18 protein-coding genes are annotated in these 16,371 nt (G+C 63.8%); 9 read left to right on the plus strand and 9 right to left on the minus strand.

The annotated features are described in order from the left end of the window. Positions 1–109: 109 nt before the first annotated feature. A complete protein-coding gene (locus AB0P23_RS18130) occupies positions 110–946 on the minus strand; it encodes an adenylate/guanylate cyclase domain-containing protein (RefSeq protein ID WP_283551133.1) in 837 nt (278 codons plus the stop codon). Then, complete coding sequence (locus AB0P23_RS18135; protein WP_283551132.1) at positions 943–1,923, minus strand: helix-turn-helix domain-containing protein; 981 nt, start codon at positions 1,921–1,923, stop codon at positions 943–945. The genes AB0P23_RS18130 and AB0P23_RS18135 overlap by 4 nt, the downstream gene beginning before the upstream one ends. 122 nt (positions 1,924–2,045) lie before the next feature. On the opposite strand from AB0P23_RS18135, the gene AB0P23_RS18140 reads away from it, so the two are divergent. The 4 genes from AB0P23_RS18140 to AB0P23_RS18155 are packed head-to-tail and all read left to right on the plus strand — an operon-like array spanning position 2,046 to position 4,782. Continuing rightward, positions 2,046–2,678 carry an isochorismatase family protein gene (locus AB0P23_RS18140; protein ID WP_363798653.1) on the plus strand — a complete coding sequence of 211 codons (633 nt, stop codon included), beginning with the start codon at positions 2,046–2,048 and terminating at the stop codon, positions 2,676–2,678. 21 nt (positions 2,679–2,699) lie between these two features. Further along, positions 2,700–3,119 carry an EVE domain-containing protein gene (locus tag AB0P23_RS18145; protein ID WP_230593327.1) on the plus strand — a complete coding sequence of 140 codons (420 nt, stop codon included), beginning with the start codon at positions 2,700–2,702 and terminating at the stop codon, positions 3,117–3,119. A gap of 12 nt (positions 3,120–3,131) precedes the next feature. Beyond that, on the plus strand, positions 3,132–4,118 hold the full coding sequence (locus AB0P23_RS18150) for an alpha/beta fold hydrolase (protein ID WP_032399070.1): 987 nt from the start codon (positions 3,132–3,134) through the stop codon (positions 4,116–4,118). A 7-nt stretch (positions 4,119–4,125) separates the two neighbouring features. Continuing rightward, positions 4,126–4,782: a nitroreductase family protein gene (locus AB0P23_RS18155; protein WP_032399071.1), complete on the plus strand. Its 657-nt coding sequence runs from the start codon at positions 4,126–4,128 to the stop codon at positions 4,780–4,782. 22 nt (positions 4,783–4,804) lie between these two features. Here the strand turns inward: AB0P23_RS18155 and AB0P23_RS18160 are convergent, their stop codons facing one another. The 3 genes from AB0P23_RS18160 to AB0P23_RS18170 form a co-directional block, all read right to left on the minus strand. Next, entirely contained in the window at positions 4,805–5,095 is a 291-nt protein-coding gene (locus tag AB0P23_RS18160; RefSeq protein WP_032399072.1) for a DUF1330 domain-containing protein, read from the minus strand. 103 nt (positions 5,096–5,198) lie between these two features. Further along, entirely contained in the window at positions 5,199–6,266 is a 1,068-nt protein-coding gene (locus AB0P23_RS18165) for a ParB/Srx family N-terminal domain-containing protein (protein WP_283551129.1), read from the minus strand. A gap of 109 nt (positions 6,267–6,375) precedes the next feature. Continuing rightward, positions 6,376–6,906: a GNAT family N-acetyltransferase gene (locus tag AB0P23_RS18170; RefSeq protein ID WP_283551128.1), complete on the minus strand. Its 531-nt coding sequence runs from the start codon at positions 6,904–6,906 to the stop codon at positions 6,376–6,378. A 191-nt stretch (positions 6,907–7,097) separates the two neighbouring features. On the opposite strand from AB0P23_RS18170, the gene AB0P23_RS18175 reads away from it, so the two are divergent. From AB0P23_RS18175 to AB0P23_RS18195, 5 genes are all read left to right on the plus strand, one after another. Next, positions 7,098–7,883, plus strand: a complete 786-nt coding sequence (locus AB0P23_RS18175) for an ABC transporter permease (protein ID WP_363798658.1) — start codon at positions 7,098–7,100, stop codon at positions 7,881–7,883. Between the two features lie 3 nt (positions 7,884–7,886). Further along, positions 7,887–8,603, plus strand: coding sequence for an ABC transporter ATP-binding protein (locus AB0P23_RS18180; protein ID WP_283551126.1), 717 nt, complete (start codon positions 7,887–7,889; stop codon positions 8,601–8,603). Between the two features lie 96 nt (positions 8,604–8,699). Further along, on the plus strand, positions 8,700–9,686 hold the full coding sequence (locus AB0P23_RS18185; protein ID WP_283551136.1) for an ABC transporter substrate-binding protein: 987 nt from the start codon (positions 8,700–8,702) through the stop codon (positions 9,684–9,686). 28 nt (positions 9,687–9,714) lie between these two features. Continuing rightward, positions 9,715–10,818, plus strand: coding sequence for an LLM class flavin-dependent oxidoreductase (locus AB0P23_RS18190; protein WP_032384806.1), 1,104 nt, complete (start codon positions 9,715–9,717; stop codon positions 10,816–10,818). A 104-nt stretch (positions 10,819–10,922) separates the two neighbouring features. Continuing rightward, entirely contained in the window at positions 10,923–12,179 is a 1,257-nt protein-coding gene (locus AB0P23_RS18195; RefSeq protein WP_363798660.1) for a DUF4143 domain-containing protein, read from the plus strand. A gap of 37 nt (positions 12,180–12,216) precedes the next feature. Here the strand turns inward: AB0P23_RS18195 and AB0P23_RS18200 are convergent, their stop codons facing one another. From AB0P23_RS18200 to AB0P23_RS18215, 4 genes are read right to left on the minus strand one after another with little or no spacing between them, the layout of a single operon-like run. After that, entirely contained in the window at positions 12,217–13,350 is a 1,134-nt protein-coding gene (locus tag AB0P23_RS18200; RefSeq protein WP_283551125.1) for a serine hydrolase domain-containing protein, read from the minus strand. Then, positions 13,340–13,966 (minus strand): TetR/AcrR family transcriptional regulator, encoded by a 627-nt coding sequence (locus AB0P23_RS18205; protein ID WP_283551124.1) that lies wholly within the window; start codon positions 13,964–13,966, stop codon positions 13,340–13,342. The genes AB0P23_RS18200 and AB0P23_RS18205 overlap by 11 nt, the downstream gene beginning before the upstream one ends. Then, entirely contained in the window at positions 13,963–15,525 is a 1,563-nt protein-coding gene (locus tag AB0P23_RS18210; RefSeq protein WP_363798663.1) for a class I adenylate-forming enzyme family protein, read from the minus strand. The genes AB0P23_RS18205 and AB0P23_RS18210 overlap by 4 nt, the downstream gene beginning before the upstream one ends. Positions 15,526–15,551: 26 nt before the next feature. Then, positions 15,552–16,214, minus strand: a complete 663-nt coding sequence (locus AB0P23_RS18215; protein WP_027497814.1) for a nitroreductase family protein — start codon at positions 16,212–16,214, stop codon at positions 15,552–15,554. Positions 16,215–16,371 lie beyond the last annotated feature (157 nt).

Consider the following 16,371-nt stretch of genomic DNA (forward strand, 5'->3'; position numbering starts at 1 on the left):
TACGACTCGACGGCCTGAGCCCGGTGCAATACCGAGCCCAGGCCCTCGCAGCCTAGGATTTCCATTAACCGGTCCAACCCACGGGGTCCAGTGCATGTGAATGGGACATTCATGCGCTCGCGTGGCCGGTCTCCGCACTCGGAAGTGCCGGCAGCGCCACCGGATACAACTGAAAGCTTCCGCTCATTCCCTTGAGTTCGACGTCGCGGGGCGTCCCCAGAGTCAGGCCGTCCGCCCTGGCGATGGCGTCACGCACCGGCTCGCTGACAAGAATTTCTCCGCCCTCGGCTTGGTTCGCCACTCTTGCCGCCATGGCGACGTTGAGGCCGAACAGGTCGTCGCCTCGGCGCACCGAGCTGCCGACGTGCACGCCCATGCGCACGCGGATGCGGTCCCACCGATCTGGGTTCTTCAGCAGGGCTTCTTGGACTTCCACTCCGCAGCGCACGGCCTCGGCCGGGTCGGAGAAGGCGATCATGTAACCGTCGCCCTGGCTCTTGACCACATGTCCGCCGTGGTCCTCGACGTGTTTGCGGATCAGCTTGTTGTGCTTCTCGAGCAGTTTCACCCAACCGCGGTCGCCCAGTTCCTCGTTGCGGGCGGTGGACCCTTCGATGTCGGAGAACATGACCACGATGTCGCCGTCGGCGGTCATGCGTGCCAGGTCGGGGCGTTCGACCTTCGCCCAGCCCGCGAGGTCTTCGACGGAGTTGCGGACGGTCGCGCCGAATCCCTTGTTGATGAGTAGGTCCGTGGTGTGGAACGCGGTTCTGATCGCGAAGGGCACCAGACCACGTCGCTTACGGCGTTGCTGCGATTCGAGAGCGCGGTCGAGTGCTCGGCGCGTGTGCTTCAACTTTCGTCGAGACACGATGAGAACCACACCGAGCGCGATAATGGCGGCGAGCTCGACTCCGGCAACTATCCACAGGATCACGTTGCTCATCCTCGCCTGTCGGCGGTGTCCGTGGTTGCACAACCGACCGCGAACTGCTTCCGATAGGCCGTCGGCGTGACGGCGAACGCCGAGTGGAAGTTCTGACGCAGGGTGACGGCGCTGCCGAATCCGCACGAGGCAGCTATGGTCTCGATGCTGTGGCCGGTCGTTTCGAGTTGGCTGCGGGCGGCGTCGAGCCGCTGGTCGAGTACCCAGCGCGCGGGCGTGGTTCCCGTCGCATACTGAAATTGCCGGATGAAGCTACGCCGGCTCATACGTGCCCGCTCGGCGAGCCGCTCGATCGGTAGTGGCTCGGACAGTCGTTCCAGCGCCCAACTCTGGACGTCGGCGATCGCGGAGTCCTCGGATGCCTCGATCACCGGCCGTTCGATGTATTGCGCCTGACCGCCGTCGCGATGGGGTGCGACCACCAGACTGCGCGCCACTCGCGTTGCTGCTGCCGCGCCGAGGTGTTTGCGGACGATGTGCAGGCAGGCATCTATCGACGACGCCGTGCCCGCGGAGGTCATGACGTCGTCGTGGTCGATGTAGAGCACGGACTCGTCGAGGCCGCTTTGCGAATTGCGGTCGCGCAGTTCGGTCATCTTGGACCAATGGGTGACGGCAGGGCGTCCGGCGAGCAGTCCGGTGTCGGCGACGGCGAACGACCCCAGACACAGTCCCGCGATCTGGGCTCCCCGTCTGTGAGCGCCTCGAAGAGCGGTGGACAGGTGAGCGCCGATGTGTGGCAACGACTCCGGCCACGACGTCACGATGACGATGTCGGCCCAATCGGCGATGTCGGGACCTTCGATCTCGCCGACGGGGAAGCCCTCCTCGGTGCGGATCGACCCCGGTTTGTCGGACCACACCCGCGTCTCCCAGTCGGGGGCCAGCCCGAGGCGCGTCACCTCGCCGAACACCATCAACGGCGCGGCGAGGTGGAACATGGTGATGCCGTCGAACACGTACAGCGCGATGCGCATGAATCTCCGATCGACGAATTGGCGCAATTTCATCGAAAGTATGCATCCGTGCCACTCGTGAACGCAAGGTCGGTGCCGAAGTATGGGTATTGACCGAGTACGCCACTTGAAGGAGAACGTTCATGACTGCACCGCGTAGAGCCCTCATCGTCATCGATGTACAGCAGGAATACTTCGAGGGAGTTCTGAAGATTCAGTACCCGCCTCGCGACGAGTCGTTGGCCAACATCGTTCGTACCATCGAAGCGGCTGTGGCGCAAGATGTTCCGGTGGCCATCGTGCAGCACGAGATGCCCGAGGGCTCGCCTGCTTTCGTCAAGGGAACCCCAACGTACGAGCTTCATCCCGACATTCAGGCCGTCGTGCAGCCGTCCTTCGAGCGGGTCGAGAAGCAGTACAGCAGCGTCTTCGCCGGAACCGACGTCGCGAAGTGGTTGCAGAGCAACAACGTCGACACCGTCACGATCGTCGGATACATGACCAACAACTGCGATCTCGCCACCAGCGCCGACGCCGAAGCACTGGACCTGACCGTCGAAATCCTTTCCGACGCCACCGGCGCGATCAACCTCTCGAACGAGGCGGGGACAGTCTCAGCCGAACAACTCCACAAGGCGCTGATGGTGCTTTACCAGTCCAATTTCGCAGCGGTGGCGACGACCGACCAGTGGATCGACGCGGTCAAGAACGGAAACGGGCTCACAGCGAGCAATCTGGTGGTCTCGGCTGCGCAGGGCAACGACGCGGTGGCGTAGTTCGTCATTAGGATTACAAGTGTGACGGCACGGGCGATAACGGACCAGACGCTCGGCGCATGGGTGATCAAGTGCAATCCGCACAAGACCGACCTCGCACCGATGGTCGAAGCCGGACGTGCGCACGAGAATTGGTGCGTCGCCGACAACTATCGAACTCGTCTGATGGCACCTGGGCAGCCGGTGTTGTTCTGGGTCAGTAGCCATCCGCGACGCGGGATCTGGGGTGCGGGTCGGTTGACCGGCACTCCGGTCCCCGGCCCGCAGTGGAAGGTGTCGACGAACATCACGCTGTTCGATGAGCCGATCCTCGCGTCGGATCTACAGGCCGTTACGGAACTGTCGATGCTCGAGGTGTTCCGGTCGCCGCAGCAGTCCAACCCCTCATGGGTCGACGCGTCAGCGTGGGCAGTGATCCGACAGATGCTGCCTCTCGAATGATGTGATGGCGCTATGACACCGGAGAACGAGCCGACACAGCACGGAATGCTGGATGTCGCGGACGGTCAGCGGATCTACTGGGAGCAATGGGGTCCGTCCGACGGCGTCCCGGCGGTCTACTTGCACGGCGGACCGGGCGGGACCCTGAACTCCAGTCAGTTTCGTCGCCACTTCGACCTGTCCCGTGTTCGCGCGATCGGATTCGAGCAGCGCGGGTGCGGACGGTCGACCCCGCACGCGTCGGATCCCTCGACGTCGTTGGCTACCAACACCACTACGCATCAGATCGCCGATATCGAAGCCCTCCGTGTGCACCTCGGCGTCGAGGCGTGGATCGTCAACGGCGCGTCCTGGGGATCCACTCTTGCTCTTGCCTACGCTCTCGCGCATCCGACGAGGGTTCTCGGCATGGTGCTCGTGTCGGTGACGACGACCAGCCGCGCGGAGGTCGATTGGATCACCGAGGGCGTCGGTGCGGTCTTCCCTGAGGCGTGGGATCGGTTCGCCACCTTCGCCGAGCAGGCCGGCGTTGGCTATCGACGCGGTGAGGGCCGTATAGTCGACGCGTACGACCGCCTGTTCAATTCGGCCGATTTACAGCTGCGGGACAACGCATCTCGCGAGTGGGCACTGTGGGAGGACGTGCACATCTCGATCGGTACCGATGGCGTGCGGCGCAATCCGCGGTGGGACGACGACCGGTTCCGACTCGCCTTCGTGCGGCTGACCGCGCACTACTGGTCGCACGACGGGTTCTGCGATCCACCCTTGCTCGATCGTGCCGACGGTCTGCGAGATGTTCCGGGCGTCCTGATCCACGGCCGAAAAGACATCTCGGGACCAGCTGTCACTCCGTGGCATCTACACCGACGTTGGCCCGGGTCGACACTCGTCATCGATGAGGGCGACGGGCATGGAGGCATGTCCATGGCGGCGCGCTGGGACGCTGCGAACGAAGAATTGACCGACCGGGCCCTGCAGAGGCCGAATGGTGCATGATCGAAGGGTGACTTCTTTCCCGATCGTTGATCTGACTCCCGACGAGCTGCTGACCACCACGCGTACTGTGCGTAAGCGTCTGGACCTGACGCGGCCGGTGCCGATGGAGCTGATCAAGGAATGTCTCGAGATCGCACTGCAGGCCCCATCAGGCTCGAACAAGCAGGGGTGGCAGTGGATCGTCGTCACCGATCCTGATCTCCGTGCCCGCATCGGTGCGATCTACGGCGAACTGTTCGCCGAGTACCAGGCATCGAAGCTATCCGCGTCGGCCTTGTTCGCGGACGATCCCGAACGCGCATCGGTTCAGAAGCGCGTCGGCGACAGTGCCGGTTGGCTCGGCGAGCACATGGGTGAAGTTCCCGTCCTGCTGATTCCGTGCATCAAGGCCGGCAAGACGCTTCCGGCCGGCAACCAGGCCGGTTTGTGGGGCTCGCTGCTGCCTGCGGTGTGGAACTACGCCCTGGCTGCACGGGCACGTGGTCTCGGAACAGCGTGGACGACAATTCATCTCGCGAAGGAAGCCGAGATTTCCGAACTGCTCGGTATCCCCGAAGGCTTCCATCAGGGTGCACTGATTCCGACTGCCTACTACACGGGGGAGACGTTCAAGGTTGCTCCGCGGGATCCGATCGAGACGGTTCTGCACGTCGATCGCTGGTAGGCGCATCGGCCCGGCGCAGCCATCAGACGAGCGTCTCCACGTGGATGATTTCGGTTCTCGCCACGGCCCGCCGATGGACGTCGGCGAGCGCAAGCCGCTCGGGGTCCTTCATGTAGGCCTGCAAGGCCCAATCATCCGGTAGGTGGATGACCTGCACCTCGAGTGGTCCGTCGCCGGTGTCGACTCGGCGGACTCTGCTCACTACTTCGCCGCCGTACTTCGGAATCAGGTCCTGCACCGTGTCCTCGTAACGAGTGAGCGCGTCTGCTTGTCCGTCCGCCGCCCACAGCAGCACACACAGCTTCAGGTTCATGACGCGAGACGGTACCGGACGCCACGAACTGGACCTGGTCGATCACGTATGCAATGCCCGACGCCAGCCCGGCGACATGACGTGGACCTACCGCGACGCGGAGTTAGCGCGGCAGTCCCGACTTGTACTGCAAGGCATACGCCAGTTTGCCGGGCTTGTCGCTCGCGTACGGTGCCGAGAGTTTCCCGAACTCGCCCTTACCAGCAGCCTTGCCGTCGTTCCAGGAAGCCAGTGCGCCGAGTTCCGCTGCGGTACGGTCACTGTCGATCACAGCGTCCTTCGGGGCCGCGACCTGAGCGCGCGAGACCGCGTCGACCGTGCTGAGGTAGCTCGCCAGGTTGTTGCTGTCCCAACCGCTGATGTCCACCGCTCCGGAGTCGCGAACCCATGCACCCCAATAGAATTCCTGGAAGGGGATGGTGCCGGGGGTGAAGCCGATGTCGCGAGCGAAGTACATCAGGCTCCGATACTTGTCGTTCTGGAACATCGCAAGACCGACTCCGGACGGAAGCTGTTCCACCGGTACCTCGTTGCCGTCGACGTCGTAGTTCCACACCCACTTCTCGGCCTTCATCCGAGCCCAGAAGTCGGCAGGGCTCAGGTCGCTGAGATTCGCGACCACTCGCAGACGAAGATGCAGATTCGGTCCACCGTCGGCCGTTTCGTAGAACGACGTCAGAGTGTGGTGTCCGTCGGTCAGATAGGGCACGCCGCCCGGTCCGATGACAACCGTCTTCATGGGCGCGATCGTGTCGGGCGTTTCCTGGCCGACGGGCACGGTGCAGGTGAACGACGACGGATTGTCCAGGCGCGCATCGGGTAGCGCCGAGGCGGCCTCCTCCTGGCCGTTGGCCTCGCACCAGTCGTCGAACTTCTTGTTGATCTCGTCTTTGCCGAGCGTGTAGCGACCGAGTTTGTAGTACACCTCGTCGTATCCGAGTGAGGGTTGCGTCGCGCGCACATCACCGATCGGGAGATCGAGAAGCTCACCCGCTTCGGCACATTGGTAGCCGAGGCCCGAGGACGATCCACTGGGGAGCAGGTCCGCAACCTGACACAACGGCGACGCCGTCCGTGCCGGGGCGGCAGTGGCGACGCCGCCCATCGACGTGGAGACGATCGAGATCAAAGCGAGCGTGCCCAGTAGAGCAGCTCTGCGACGCGATGCCATTCGTGAAACTCCCATAAGTTCGGAAAGTGAAGTTTTCCGAGACTGTCGCACCGCGGTCACCGGCCGGTGTCTAGGAACCGACGCGGAGGTGAACGTCGCATGATGTGCGTCAGCGATCCTCGCGCAGCAGTGCGTAGACGAGCGTGTCGGTCCACTCGCCCTTGCACCACCAGTTCTGGCGGAAGTGCGCTTCCTGACGCATCCCGACCCGGGCGGCCAACCGGGCCGACGCTTCGTTGCGTCCGTCCATCTGTGCGCTGACCCGGTGGATCTGGGGCAGTGAGAACACGTGCTCGATCAACGCATCGACCGCCTCGGTCGCGTAACCACGACCGGCCACGGACGGTGAGAACGTCCAGCCGAGTTCGACGAGTGCCGGCGAACCGTCAACGAGCCATGCTTCGACGTTGCCCACCACGGTCCCCTCGTGTTCGACGACCATCGCGAGCGCCTGGGTGTGCAATCCGGATCGCTTCATCCGCTTACCCACCGCCGCAACGGCGTCGGCATGGGTCCACGTTTCGTGGAGGAGATAGCGGCACACCTCGGGATCGCTGTAGTACGCAAGAACTCTGTTTGCGTCGTCTGGTTCGTACAGACGAAGGGTCAGGCGCTCGGTGTGGATGGGCTCGACTGTCATATGTCCGATTCTGCCCGACCTAAATTCACGCTGATTCGAACCCTGGCCCCGGACCCCTCTCGTAACGGAGGGTGGTGAGTCGAAGCTGATCGTCATCAAGTGGAAGGCACGTGAACATGGTCGTGACGTCGTACGCCGCTCCCGCGGGACCTGTGGACACGCGGCACAGCGTCGTACCGAAGGTCGACCCGGTGCCTGTCTCAGCGAAAACTCCACTGTGGCAGCGATACCGATGGACCGTCCTGCGCGCCTTGTCGCCGATCGTCCTACTCGTTCTCTGGCAGATCGCCAGTGCTGCCGGAGTTCTCTCCGAACGTGTTCTCCCCGCACCGTCCCTGATCTTCGACGCGGGTCTGGAATTGCTGCGCAACGGTGAATTGGCCGACGCTCTGGCTATTTCCGGAACGCGAGTGGTTCAAGGACTCCTGCTGGGCGGCCTGATCGGGGTGGCACTCGGGGCGCTCGTCGGACTGTCGAAGCTCGCCGAAGCAACCGTCGACCCGCCGTTGCAGATGCTGCGCGCACTCCCACACCTCGGATTGATCCCACTGTTCATCCTGTGGTTCGGGATCGGCGAGGCTCCCAAGATTCTGCTCGTCGCTCTCGGAGTCGCATTTCCGTTGTACCTCAACACGTTCTCGGCCATCCGCCAGATCGATCGCGACTTTCTCGACACCGCAGTTGTCCTCGGTTTCTCGTGGCGACAACGATTCACAACGATCATTCTGCCGAGCATCGCGCCCCAATTGCTGGTGGGACTTCGGCAGTCGTTGGCCATTGCGTGGCTCTCGTTGATCGTGGCCGAGCAGATCAACGCCGAATCGGGGCTCGGCTACATCATCAACAACGCGCGGGACTTCCTACGGGTCGACACCATCATCTTCGGGCTCGTCGTCTACGCGCTGATGGGAATCGGCACCGACGGAATCGTACGAATCCTCGAAAAACGAGCCCTCCGTTACCGATTGGATGCGTGAGGCATGACTACGACGACTTCCGTCGCCACCCTGCACGGCATCGACAAGTTCTACGGATCCAGTCACGTGTTGAAGGGTGTCGACCTGTCCATCGAGCGCGGCGAAATCGTCTCGCTGGTCGGACGATCCGGCTCCGGTAAGTCGACCATCCTGCGTGTCCTGGCCGGACTGTCGACCGACCACACGGGGGAGCGGCACGTCGCCGGACATCCTGCAGTCGCGTTCCAGGAACCACGACTGTTCCCGTGGCGGTCGGTTCGCCAGAACGTCTCCTACGGTCTGAACACCGCAGGCGTCACCGGCAACGAAGCATTGACTGCTGCGGACGCGACTCTCGACGAGGTGGGGCTGGCCGAGAAGCGAGACGCATGGCCACTCACATTGTCCGGTGGGCAAGCTCAGCGCGCTGCGCTGGCGCGGGCGTTGGTGGGGGAGCCCGAACTGCTGCTCCTCGACGAACCGTTCGGCGCGCTCGACGCACTGACCCGACTGACCATGCAGTCACTTCTGCTCGACCTGTGGGGACGGCACCGCTTCGGCATCCTCCTGGTCACGCACGATGTCGACGAGGCGATCGCGCTGGCCGATCGGGTTGTGGTGCTCGAGAACGGGGCAGTCTCGGACACTGTCACCGTCGATCTGCCTCGCCCCCACGATCGCGGAACGCCGGGCTTTTCCCGCCTTCGCACCCATCTGCTCGGAGCTCTCGGAGTTCACTGACCGTCCAATTCGGCACCTGACAAGGATCTTTCACGCATGTCGTCACACGCTCGTCCTCGTTCTGTGCGCGCACTCGGTGTGCTCGCTGCCCTGTCCATGACGGTCGTCGGACTCACCGGCTGCGTCTCGCGTGGCAGCGACACCACCGCCACCGAAGCCCCCGCGCTCGTCTCGAACGATCAGCTGGCCACAGTCACCCTCGACGTCGGCGACCAGAAGGGTGGCACCGAAGCCCTGCTGCGCGCGTCGGGTGAGCTGGACTCCGCTCCCTACGATGTTGCGTTCTCCACCTTCACTTCCGGCCCGCCTCAGGTGGAGGCCGCAACGGCCGGACAGATCGACTTCGCGGTCACAGGCAACACGCCTCCCGTCTTCGGGGTTGCAGCCAATGCACGCATCAAGGTCGTCTCCGCCTACACCAACGATGCGAGCGGGGATCAGATTCTCGTGCCACCGGATTCGACTCTGGCGTCGTTCGCCGACCTGCGCGGTAAGAAGATCGCGGTGGGCAAGGGAAGTTCGGCGCACGGCCACGTGCTGCTGCAGTTGCAGAAGGCCGGCTTGACCACCGACGACGTTCAGCTGGTGTTCCTTCAGCCTGCCGATGCGCTGACGGCATTCACCTCGGGCGAGGTCGATGCCTGGGCGATCTGGGATCCGTTCACCGCGATCGCGCAGGTGCAGAACGGCTCGAAGACGCTGACCACTGCCGAGGGTGTGGCCAACGGTTATGGCTTCGGTATTGCCTCGCAGCAGGCTCTGGACGATCCCGCGAAGAACACCGCGCTGCAGGACTTCGTGGTTCGTCTGGCCAAGGCCTCGGCCTGGGCCGAGAAGAATCCGGGAGAGTGGGCGGCGGCATACTCCACGGCCGTCGGCATCGACCCGGCCGCGGGTGAATTGGCGCAGGGGCGAAGCCAGCGACCAGCAATTGCTCTGGACGACAACGTGATCGAATCCGAGCAGACGCTCTTCGATGTATTCGTCGAGAGCGGAAGCATCCCTGGCGGCAACACGTTCGAGGACTTCGTCGACACGCGTTACAACGACGCCATCGCCGCCGCGACCGCCTCCGCCAACTGATCACCCACCACGTCGTAGGAGTTCACTCGTGACCGCACGCATTTTCTGGTTCCTCCCCACCGCAGGCGACGGCCGCTCCATCGTCGGTGCATCTCACGCGTCGGCCAACATCGTCGAACCTGCCGGCTTCCGTCGTCCGTCGCTGCGGTACCTCACGGAGGTGGCTCAGGCCGCGGACCGACTCGGCTACGAGGGGGTGCTGACTCCGACGGGAACGTGGTGCGAGGACGCCTGGCTGACCACGGCGGCTCTACTGCAAAGCACCCGACGGCTGAAGTTCCTCGTCGCCTTCCGTCCCGGCCTCACGCCGCCCACGTTGGCGGCGCAACAGGCAGCGACGTTGCAGCGGTTCTCGGAAGGTCGGGTGCTGTTCAACATTGTCACCGGGGGCGACGACGTCGAGCAGCGTCGGTTCGGTGATTGGATCGACCACGATCGGCGCTACGCCCGCACCGACGAATTTCTCGGATTGGTGCATCGGATCTGGACGGAGACGTCGGTCGACCACGAAGGCGAATTCTTCAAGGTCGCAGATGCACGCGTGTCGGAGGCCCCGGACCCGTTGCCCGAGTTCTGGTTCGGCGGTTCCTCCGATCCCGCACTCGCCGTCGCGGCCAAGCACGTCCAGACGTATCTGACGTGGGGCGAGCCGCCGGCCGACGCCCGCGCCAAGATCGAGAAAGTGCAGGCGCTCGCGGACGCCGAGGGCCGCAAGCTCACCTATGGCATTCGCTTGCACACCATCAGCCGCGACACCTCCGAAGAGGCCTGGGCCGTCGCACAAAAGCTGCTCGACGAGCTTCCCGAGGAGCAGGTGTCTGCGGCACACGCGCTGCACTCGTCCTCGCAGTCCGAGGGACAGCGTCGGATGGCCGCATTGCACGGCGGCAGCAAGGATTCCCTCGAGATCTACCCGAACCTGTGGGCCGGAGTCGGCCTGGTCCGCGGCGGTGCCGGTACCGCGCTGGTCGGTTCGCACGAGGAAGTTGCCAACCTGATCGGCGAGTATCACGACGCCGGATTCGACGAGTTCATCCTGTCGGGCTACCCACACCTCGAGGAGGCGTACCACTTCGCCGAGGGAGTACGCCCCATCCTCGACGCACGAGGAATCACGGTTCCCGCGCGCTAGAGCACGTGGGATCGAACCCGCCGGGTCTGCGCAATTGGGAAATCTGTCCAGTAGATGGTGTGAAAAATGGATGATAGACGAGGGCAAATCTGCATGATGGCTGCGTGTCCAGTGCCATGTACGTCCCGCGAATCGTGGACGAGGAGCTCGACGACCTCCTCCCTCACCTAGCCGCGATCAACCTCGACGGTGCGAAGGGCGTAGGCAAGACCGCCACCGCCACCCGCCGTGCGAAGTCGGTTCTCGAACTCGACAACGCGGTGGATCGGCAGCTGATTTCTGCGGACCCAGATCTGCTCGCGAGATCGGCGCGCCCCATGCTTATCGATGAATGGCAACGATTCCCGCCGTCATGGGATCTGGTTCGCAGAGCCGTGGACAACGATGCGTCGGGTGGGCAATTTCTGCTGACGGGAAGCGCGCCGCCTTCCGACGCTGTCGTCCACTCCGGTGCAGGCCGAATTGTCCGTGTACGAATGTGGCCTCTGAGCTTCGCCGAACGTCGGCCGTCGGATTCGGCTGTATCCCTGAAGGACTTGCTGTCTCCCCGGCAGGTGACTATTTCGGGTTCGACCGAGACCGTGCTCGGCGATTACATCGAAGAAGTGCTGGTTTCCGGCTTCCCTGGCATCCGTCGTCTCGCCGGTCGCGCGAATCGCGCAGCTTTGGACGGCTACCTGCACGCGATCATCGAACACGACTTTCCGGAGCAAGGCCACGTGGTTCGACGTCCGGAATCCCTTCGTGCCTGGATGACTGCATACGCCGCAGCCACATCGACCACAGCATCCTGGGAGTCGATCAGGGATGCGGCAACGCCGGGTGCGACCCACAAGCCAACCCGTCAAACATCGATCAACTATCGCGATGTGCTCAGTCGCCTGCGCATGCTGCATGACGTAGAAGCATGGTTGCCGCAGGATAATTCGTTGGGGAAGCTGGCCAAGGCACCTAAGCACCATCTAGTGGACCCAGCCCTGTGCGCTCGATTGCTCGGCGTGACAGCTGAGTCCCTGTTGACGCCTGGCGGCTCGGCGGGCGTCAGATTGGGGCACCTTTTCGAGTCGTTCGTAACGCAAAGCCTCGAGGTGTACGCGCAAGCGAACGAGGCGAGGCTGTTTCATTTCCGTGGCAGGACTGCCACGGTGGATCTGATCGTCGAGCAAGGCGATGGATCGTTCATCGGCATCGAGGTGAAAGTCTCGCCCGATATCACGGACCACGATGTCCGACATCTGAAGTGGCTTCGGAGCGCAGTGGGCAGTCGAATGAGGGACGCGATCGTAGTGACGACAGGTCCTCACGCTTACCGCCGACAGGACGGTATCGCGGTGATTCCGTTGGCTTTGCTCGCGCCGTAGCCGGTCCTCGGCCGCTCGGAGTCGGTGATACGCACTGTCAGCAGATTCCGGCGTACACCGCCCGGACGTACTGCTCCGCGCGGTCCGAGCCGATGATTCCGGGCCCCATTCGGTTCATCACGTACGAGATGGTCAGCTTCGACTCCGGGTGCAGGACGGTGAGTGATCCGCCCCAGCCTCCCCAGAAGCAGATCTTGCCGTCGGGGATGTAGGGAATCGATTCGTGCTGTGGGAGGGCAAAACCCAGGCCGAAGCGCAACGGAATGCCCAGGGCCAGATCGATTCCGTTGGACTGCTCCTCGAAGATCGTGTCTATCGTCTCCGGGCTGAGCAGCTGTACGCCGTCCACGGTTCCGCCGCGGGAGATGACCGACAGGATTCTCGCGACTGATCGTGCATTTCCGTGCCCGTTCACCGCGCCCATGTCCGCGGCACGCCACGCCGCGGTGTTCGCGGACGAGGCCTTCACCAACGGTCCGAGGAACGTCTTGCGACGCACCATCGTCGGATCGGGCACGGCATCATCGGTCGGCGGGGGCGGCGGAACCACATCGGCGATCCGGGCCCAGTCGCTATCGGCGGCACCGATCTGGAAGTCGGCTCCAAGAGGACCGGCAATCTCGTCGGCGACGAACTGCCGCAACGGCTTTCCGGTGACGCGGCGGACGACTTCGCCGATCAGGTGGCCCTGACTGGCCGCGTGATACCCCGATGTGGTTCGCGAATCCCACCATGGGGCCTGCTCAGCCAGACATGAGGTCGAGAGTTCCCAGTCGTAGAGGTCCTCTTCGCTGAACGGCCTGTCCCAGCCGGAGACCCCGGACGTGTGCGACAACAGGTTCCGAACTGCGATGTCCTGCTTGCCTGCGGCCGCGAACTCGGGCCAGTATGTCGCGACCGGCGCATCGGGATCGAGCACTCCGCGGTCGATCAGCATCAGTGCCGCCAGGCACGTCACCATCTTTGTCGTCGACCACACGTTGGTGATGGTGTCCGACTCCCACGGCAGGCTGCGCTCGGTGTGGCGGTAGCCACCCCAGAGGTCGACAGCGGTATGGCCGTCGATGTCGACCACGATCGACGCGCCGAGTTCGGCTCCGCTGTCGAGGTTGGCGGCGAGCGCGTCACGCACCGCCGAGAACTTGGGGTCGCAGTGACCGTCAATTGCCATGTGATGCCCCCAGAACGCGATGAACGGCCAATTCGACATAGTTGTCGGCGACATCCTCGATGCTCAGCTCGCCGCCGTCGTGGAACCAGTTGCTGATGCCGTTGAGCATGTCGGTCAGCGCGAACGACGCCAGCCGCGCATCAGGAACGGTGAATTCGCCGCTGCGCATCCCCGCGGTGATCACGTCGCGGACGCGTCGTTGGTACTGACGGCGATAGTCCTCGACAACAGTGCGGTGCTCGGGGGTGAGCGAGGCCAGCTCGTGCAGGCCGACGATGTACTCCACCCGTCGCCGATTCAGGTGCACCAGGTGCGCACGCACCAGAGACGACATGCGTTCGGTGGGGGTTCCGGCCGCATCGAGCAGCGGCAGGTTCTCCTCGGCCGGCTCCTGCGTGACCGTCAGACAGATCGCGAAGAGGATGTCTTCCTTGGACGGGAAGTGGTGGTAGAGACTGGCACCCTTGATACCCACGGCGTCGGCGATATCGCGCATCCCCACATTCGAGTAGCCCTCACGCGCAAAGATATTCGCGGCATTGGCGACGATGTCGTCACGTCGTTGTTGCGTCCGAGCCTGGCGAGGCAGTGGACTCACATCGGCCGGCTGCGTCATACGGTCTCCTCGACCGCCGCCAACAGTCGCAGTTCACGCTTGAGGATTTTGCCCTGCGGGTCGACGGGCAGTTCGGCCACGACGTGTACCGACTTCGGTGCCTTGTACGACGCCAACTCGGTGCGGCAGTATTCGATGATCGCGGCCGGGTCGGCGGTCACCCCGTCGCGGGCGATGACGAAGGCGGTCACGGCCTCGGACCAATACGGGTCGGGCACCCCGACGACGGCGGCGCGCAGCACATCCGGGTGCGTGTGGATAGTGCGTTCTACTTCCTGCGACGACACGTTCATCCCTCCCGACTTGATCATGTCCTTCATCCGATCGTAGAAGAACAGGTTGCCGTCGGTGTCGATGCGCACCATGTCGCCGGTGTGTACCCAGCCGTCGCGGAACACCTCGGTGGTGCGCTCGGGGTCCTTGAAGTAGCCGAGCATCACCGACGGAGTGCGACAGATCAATTCACCGATCTCGCTCTCGTTGCCCGCGGGGTCGACGACCTTGATCTCGAGGTGCGTGACGGGCTTGCCGATCCACGACGCGTCGCCGTCGGGAATATCGTCGAGGGTCGAGAACCAGCCGACCGAGCCGAGTTGCGAGAGTTCGGACTGTCCCCAGTAGGTGCCCCAAATGGCCTCGGGTGCCGCGGCGGCCCAGGCGCTGATCGTGTGCGGTGACACCTGGCCACCGTAGGTGAGGCAGCGCCTCACCTGGCTCACTGCCTCCGGGCCGAACTGCTCGTCACGGGCCAGGGCCAGATAGAACGTGGGAGTCTGCGCGATGACGGAGATCTTCTCGGCGGCGACGATGCGCAGCGACTGAGCCGGGTCGACCGTCGCGGGCAGTACGAGGGTGGCTCCCATCAGAGTGAGGGTTGTCATCGAGCCGAGTCCGGCGATGGTGTGGAACGGCATGACGAACAGCCAGGTGTCCTCCGGTCCCGTCCGCATGCCCCAACTCCACGCGGGCGCGGTGGAGATGAGGAAGTTTCGGTGCGGGATCATGACGCCCTTGGGAGCTGCTTCGGTTCCCGAGGTGTAGATGACCATCGCGACGTCGTTTTCGTCCATCTCGACGTCCGGCTCGGTGGACGGGGTGTTCGCCGTCAGTGCGGCGTATTCGGTACCGAAGGTCACCAGGGTGGTGGTGTCGGGCTTCACCGAGGAGATGATCTCGGCGTAGGCCCGATCAGCTACCACCACAGTCGGTTCCGCGTGTTCGAGTTGGTGCTTCACCTCGGCGGCGCGATACATCACGTTGATGCCGGTGAAGGCCGCACCGGCCTTTAGGGTTCCGTAGTACGCCACCACCACGTCGACGCTGTTGCGAGCCATCGATGCGACGCGGTCACCCGTTGTCACCCCGAGATCGACCAGCAGGTTGGCGAACTGGTTTGCGCGCGAATCGAGTTCGCCGTAGGTGGTGACTTCTCGGGTGCCGTCCGCCGCGTAGCTGATGAACGCGACCTTGTTCGGCTGAGTCCGCGCATGGCGACGCAGCTGATCGCCGATGGTGGCGCGGCCGATGGGGGAGCGGTGGTGAATGGCGGTACCGGGCACGGCGGACTCCTTCAGATTCTGTGGTTTTACAGTGCAGGCGAGAGCGCAGCAGAGTCGAACATCGGCTGCGAGAACGTCTCTGCCGCAACGATTTGCTCTACCGGATCACGGGTGAGCTTGCGCGGGAACGACTTCTCCGGATAGCCGACGGCGATGTGCGCGGCGGTGATGTAGTCGTCCGGGATGCCGAGCAGTTCACGAATGGCGGGCTCCTCGTGGCACAGCAACGTCGTCACCGCGGTCGCGACGCCCTGATCGCGCAGACTCAGGCACAGGTTCTGCACGGTGGGGTAGATGGACGCGCCGCCGACGACGGAGAGTCGGCCGAGTTCGTGATCGGTGGGGTGCAGTCCGTCCAGCGCGGCGCAGACCACCACGATGGCGGGCACCTCGTGGAGGTGGCGGGCGAAGTAGTCGGCGTCCTGCACGGTCTTGGGCAGTGCGCCGACGGCGACGGTTCCGCCGGTGATGCCGGCGAAGTAGGCGTCCCACATCGGGAGGTACAGATCGGCGAGAGCCTGCTTGCGGGCGGCGTCGCGCACGACGATCCACCGCACGGGCTGACGGTTGCCGCCCTGCGGGCCGAAGCGCGCGACGTCGAACGCGGCTTTGAACACCTCGTCGGGAACAGGATCGCTGAGGTACCGCCTGCAGGTGCCGGTGGTGCGCATCGCCTCGGTGAGTTCCATGGGTGTTTCCCTTCGCCTGTCCGCTGTTAGGTAGTGCCCTGAAGCATTGTGTGGCGTGGGCCACATTGTCAAGGGCTGAAATGCTGTGAATATCGAGACCGCGAATCCCTTGCGCGAAATTGCCTAACCGTGGTTAGTTGAGCTATCGGAGTCGGAT

Source organism: Rhodococcus sp. NPDC077669 (assembly GCF_040686915.1).
Lineage (GTDB): Bacteria > Actinomycetota > Actinomycetes > Mycobacteriales > Mycobacteriaceae > Rhodococcoides > Rhodococcoides fascians.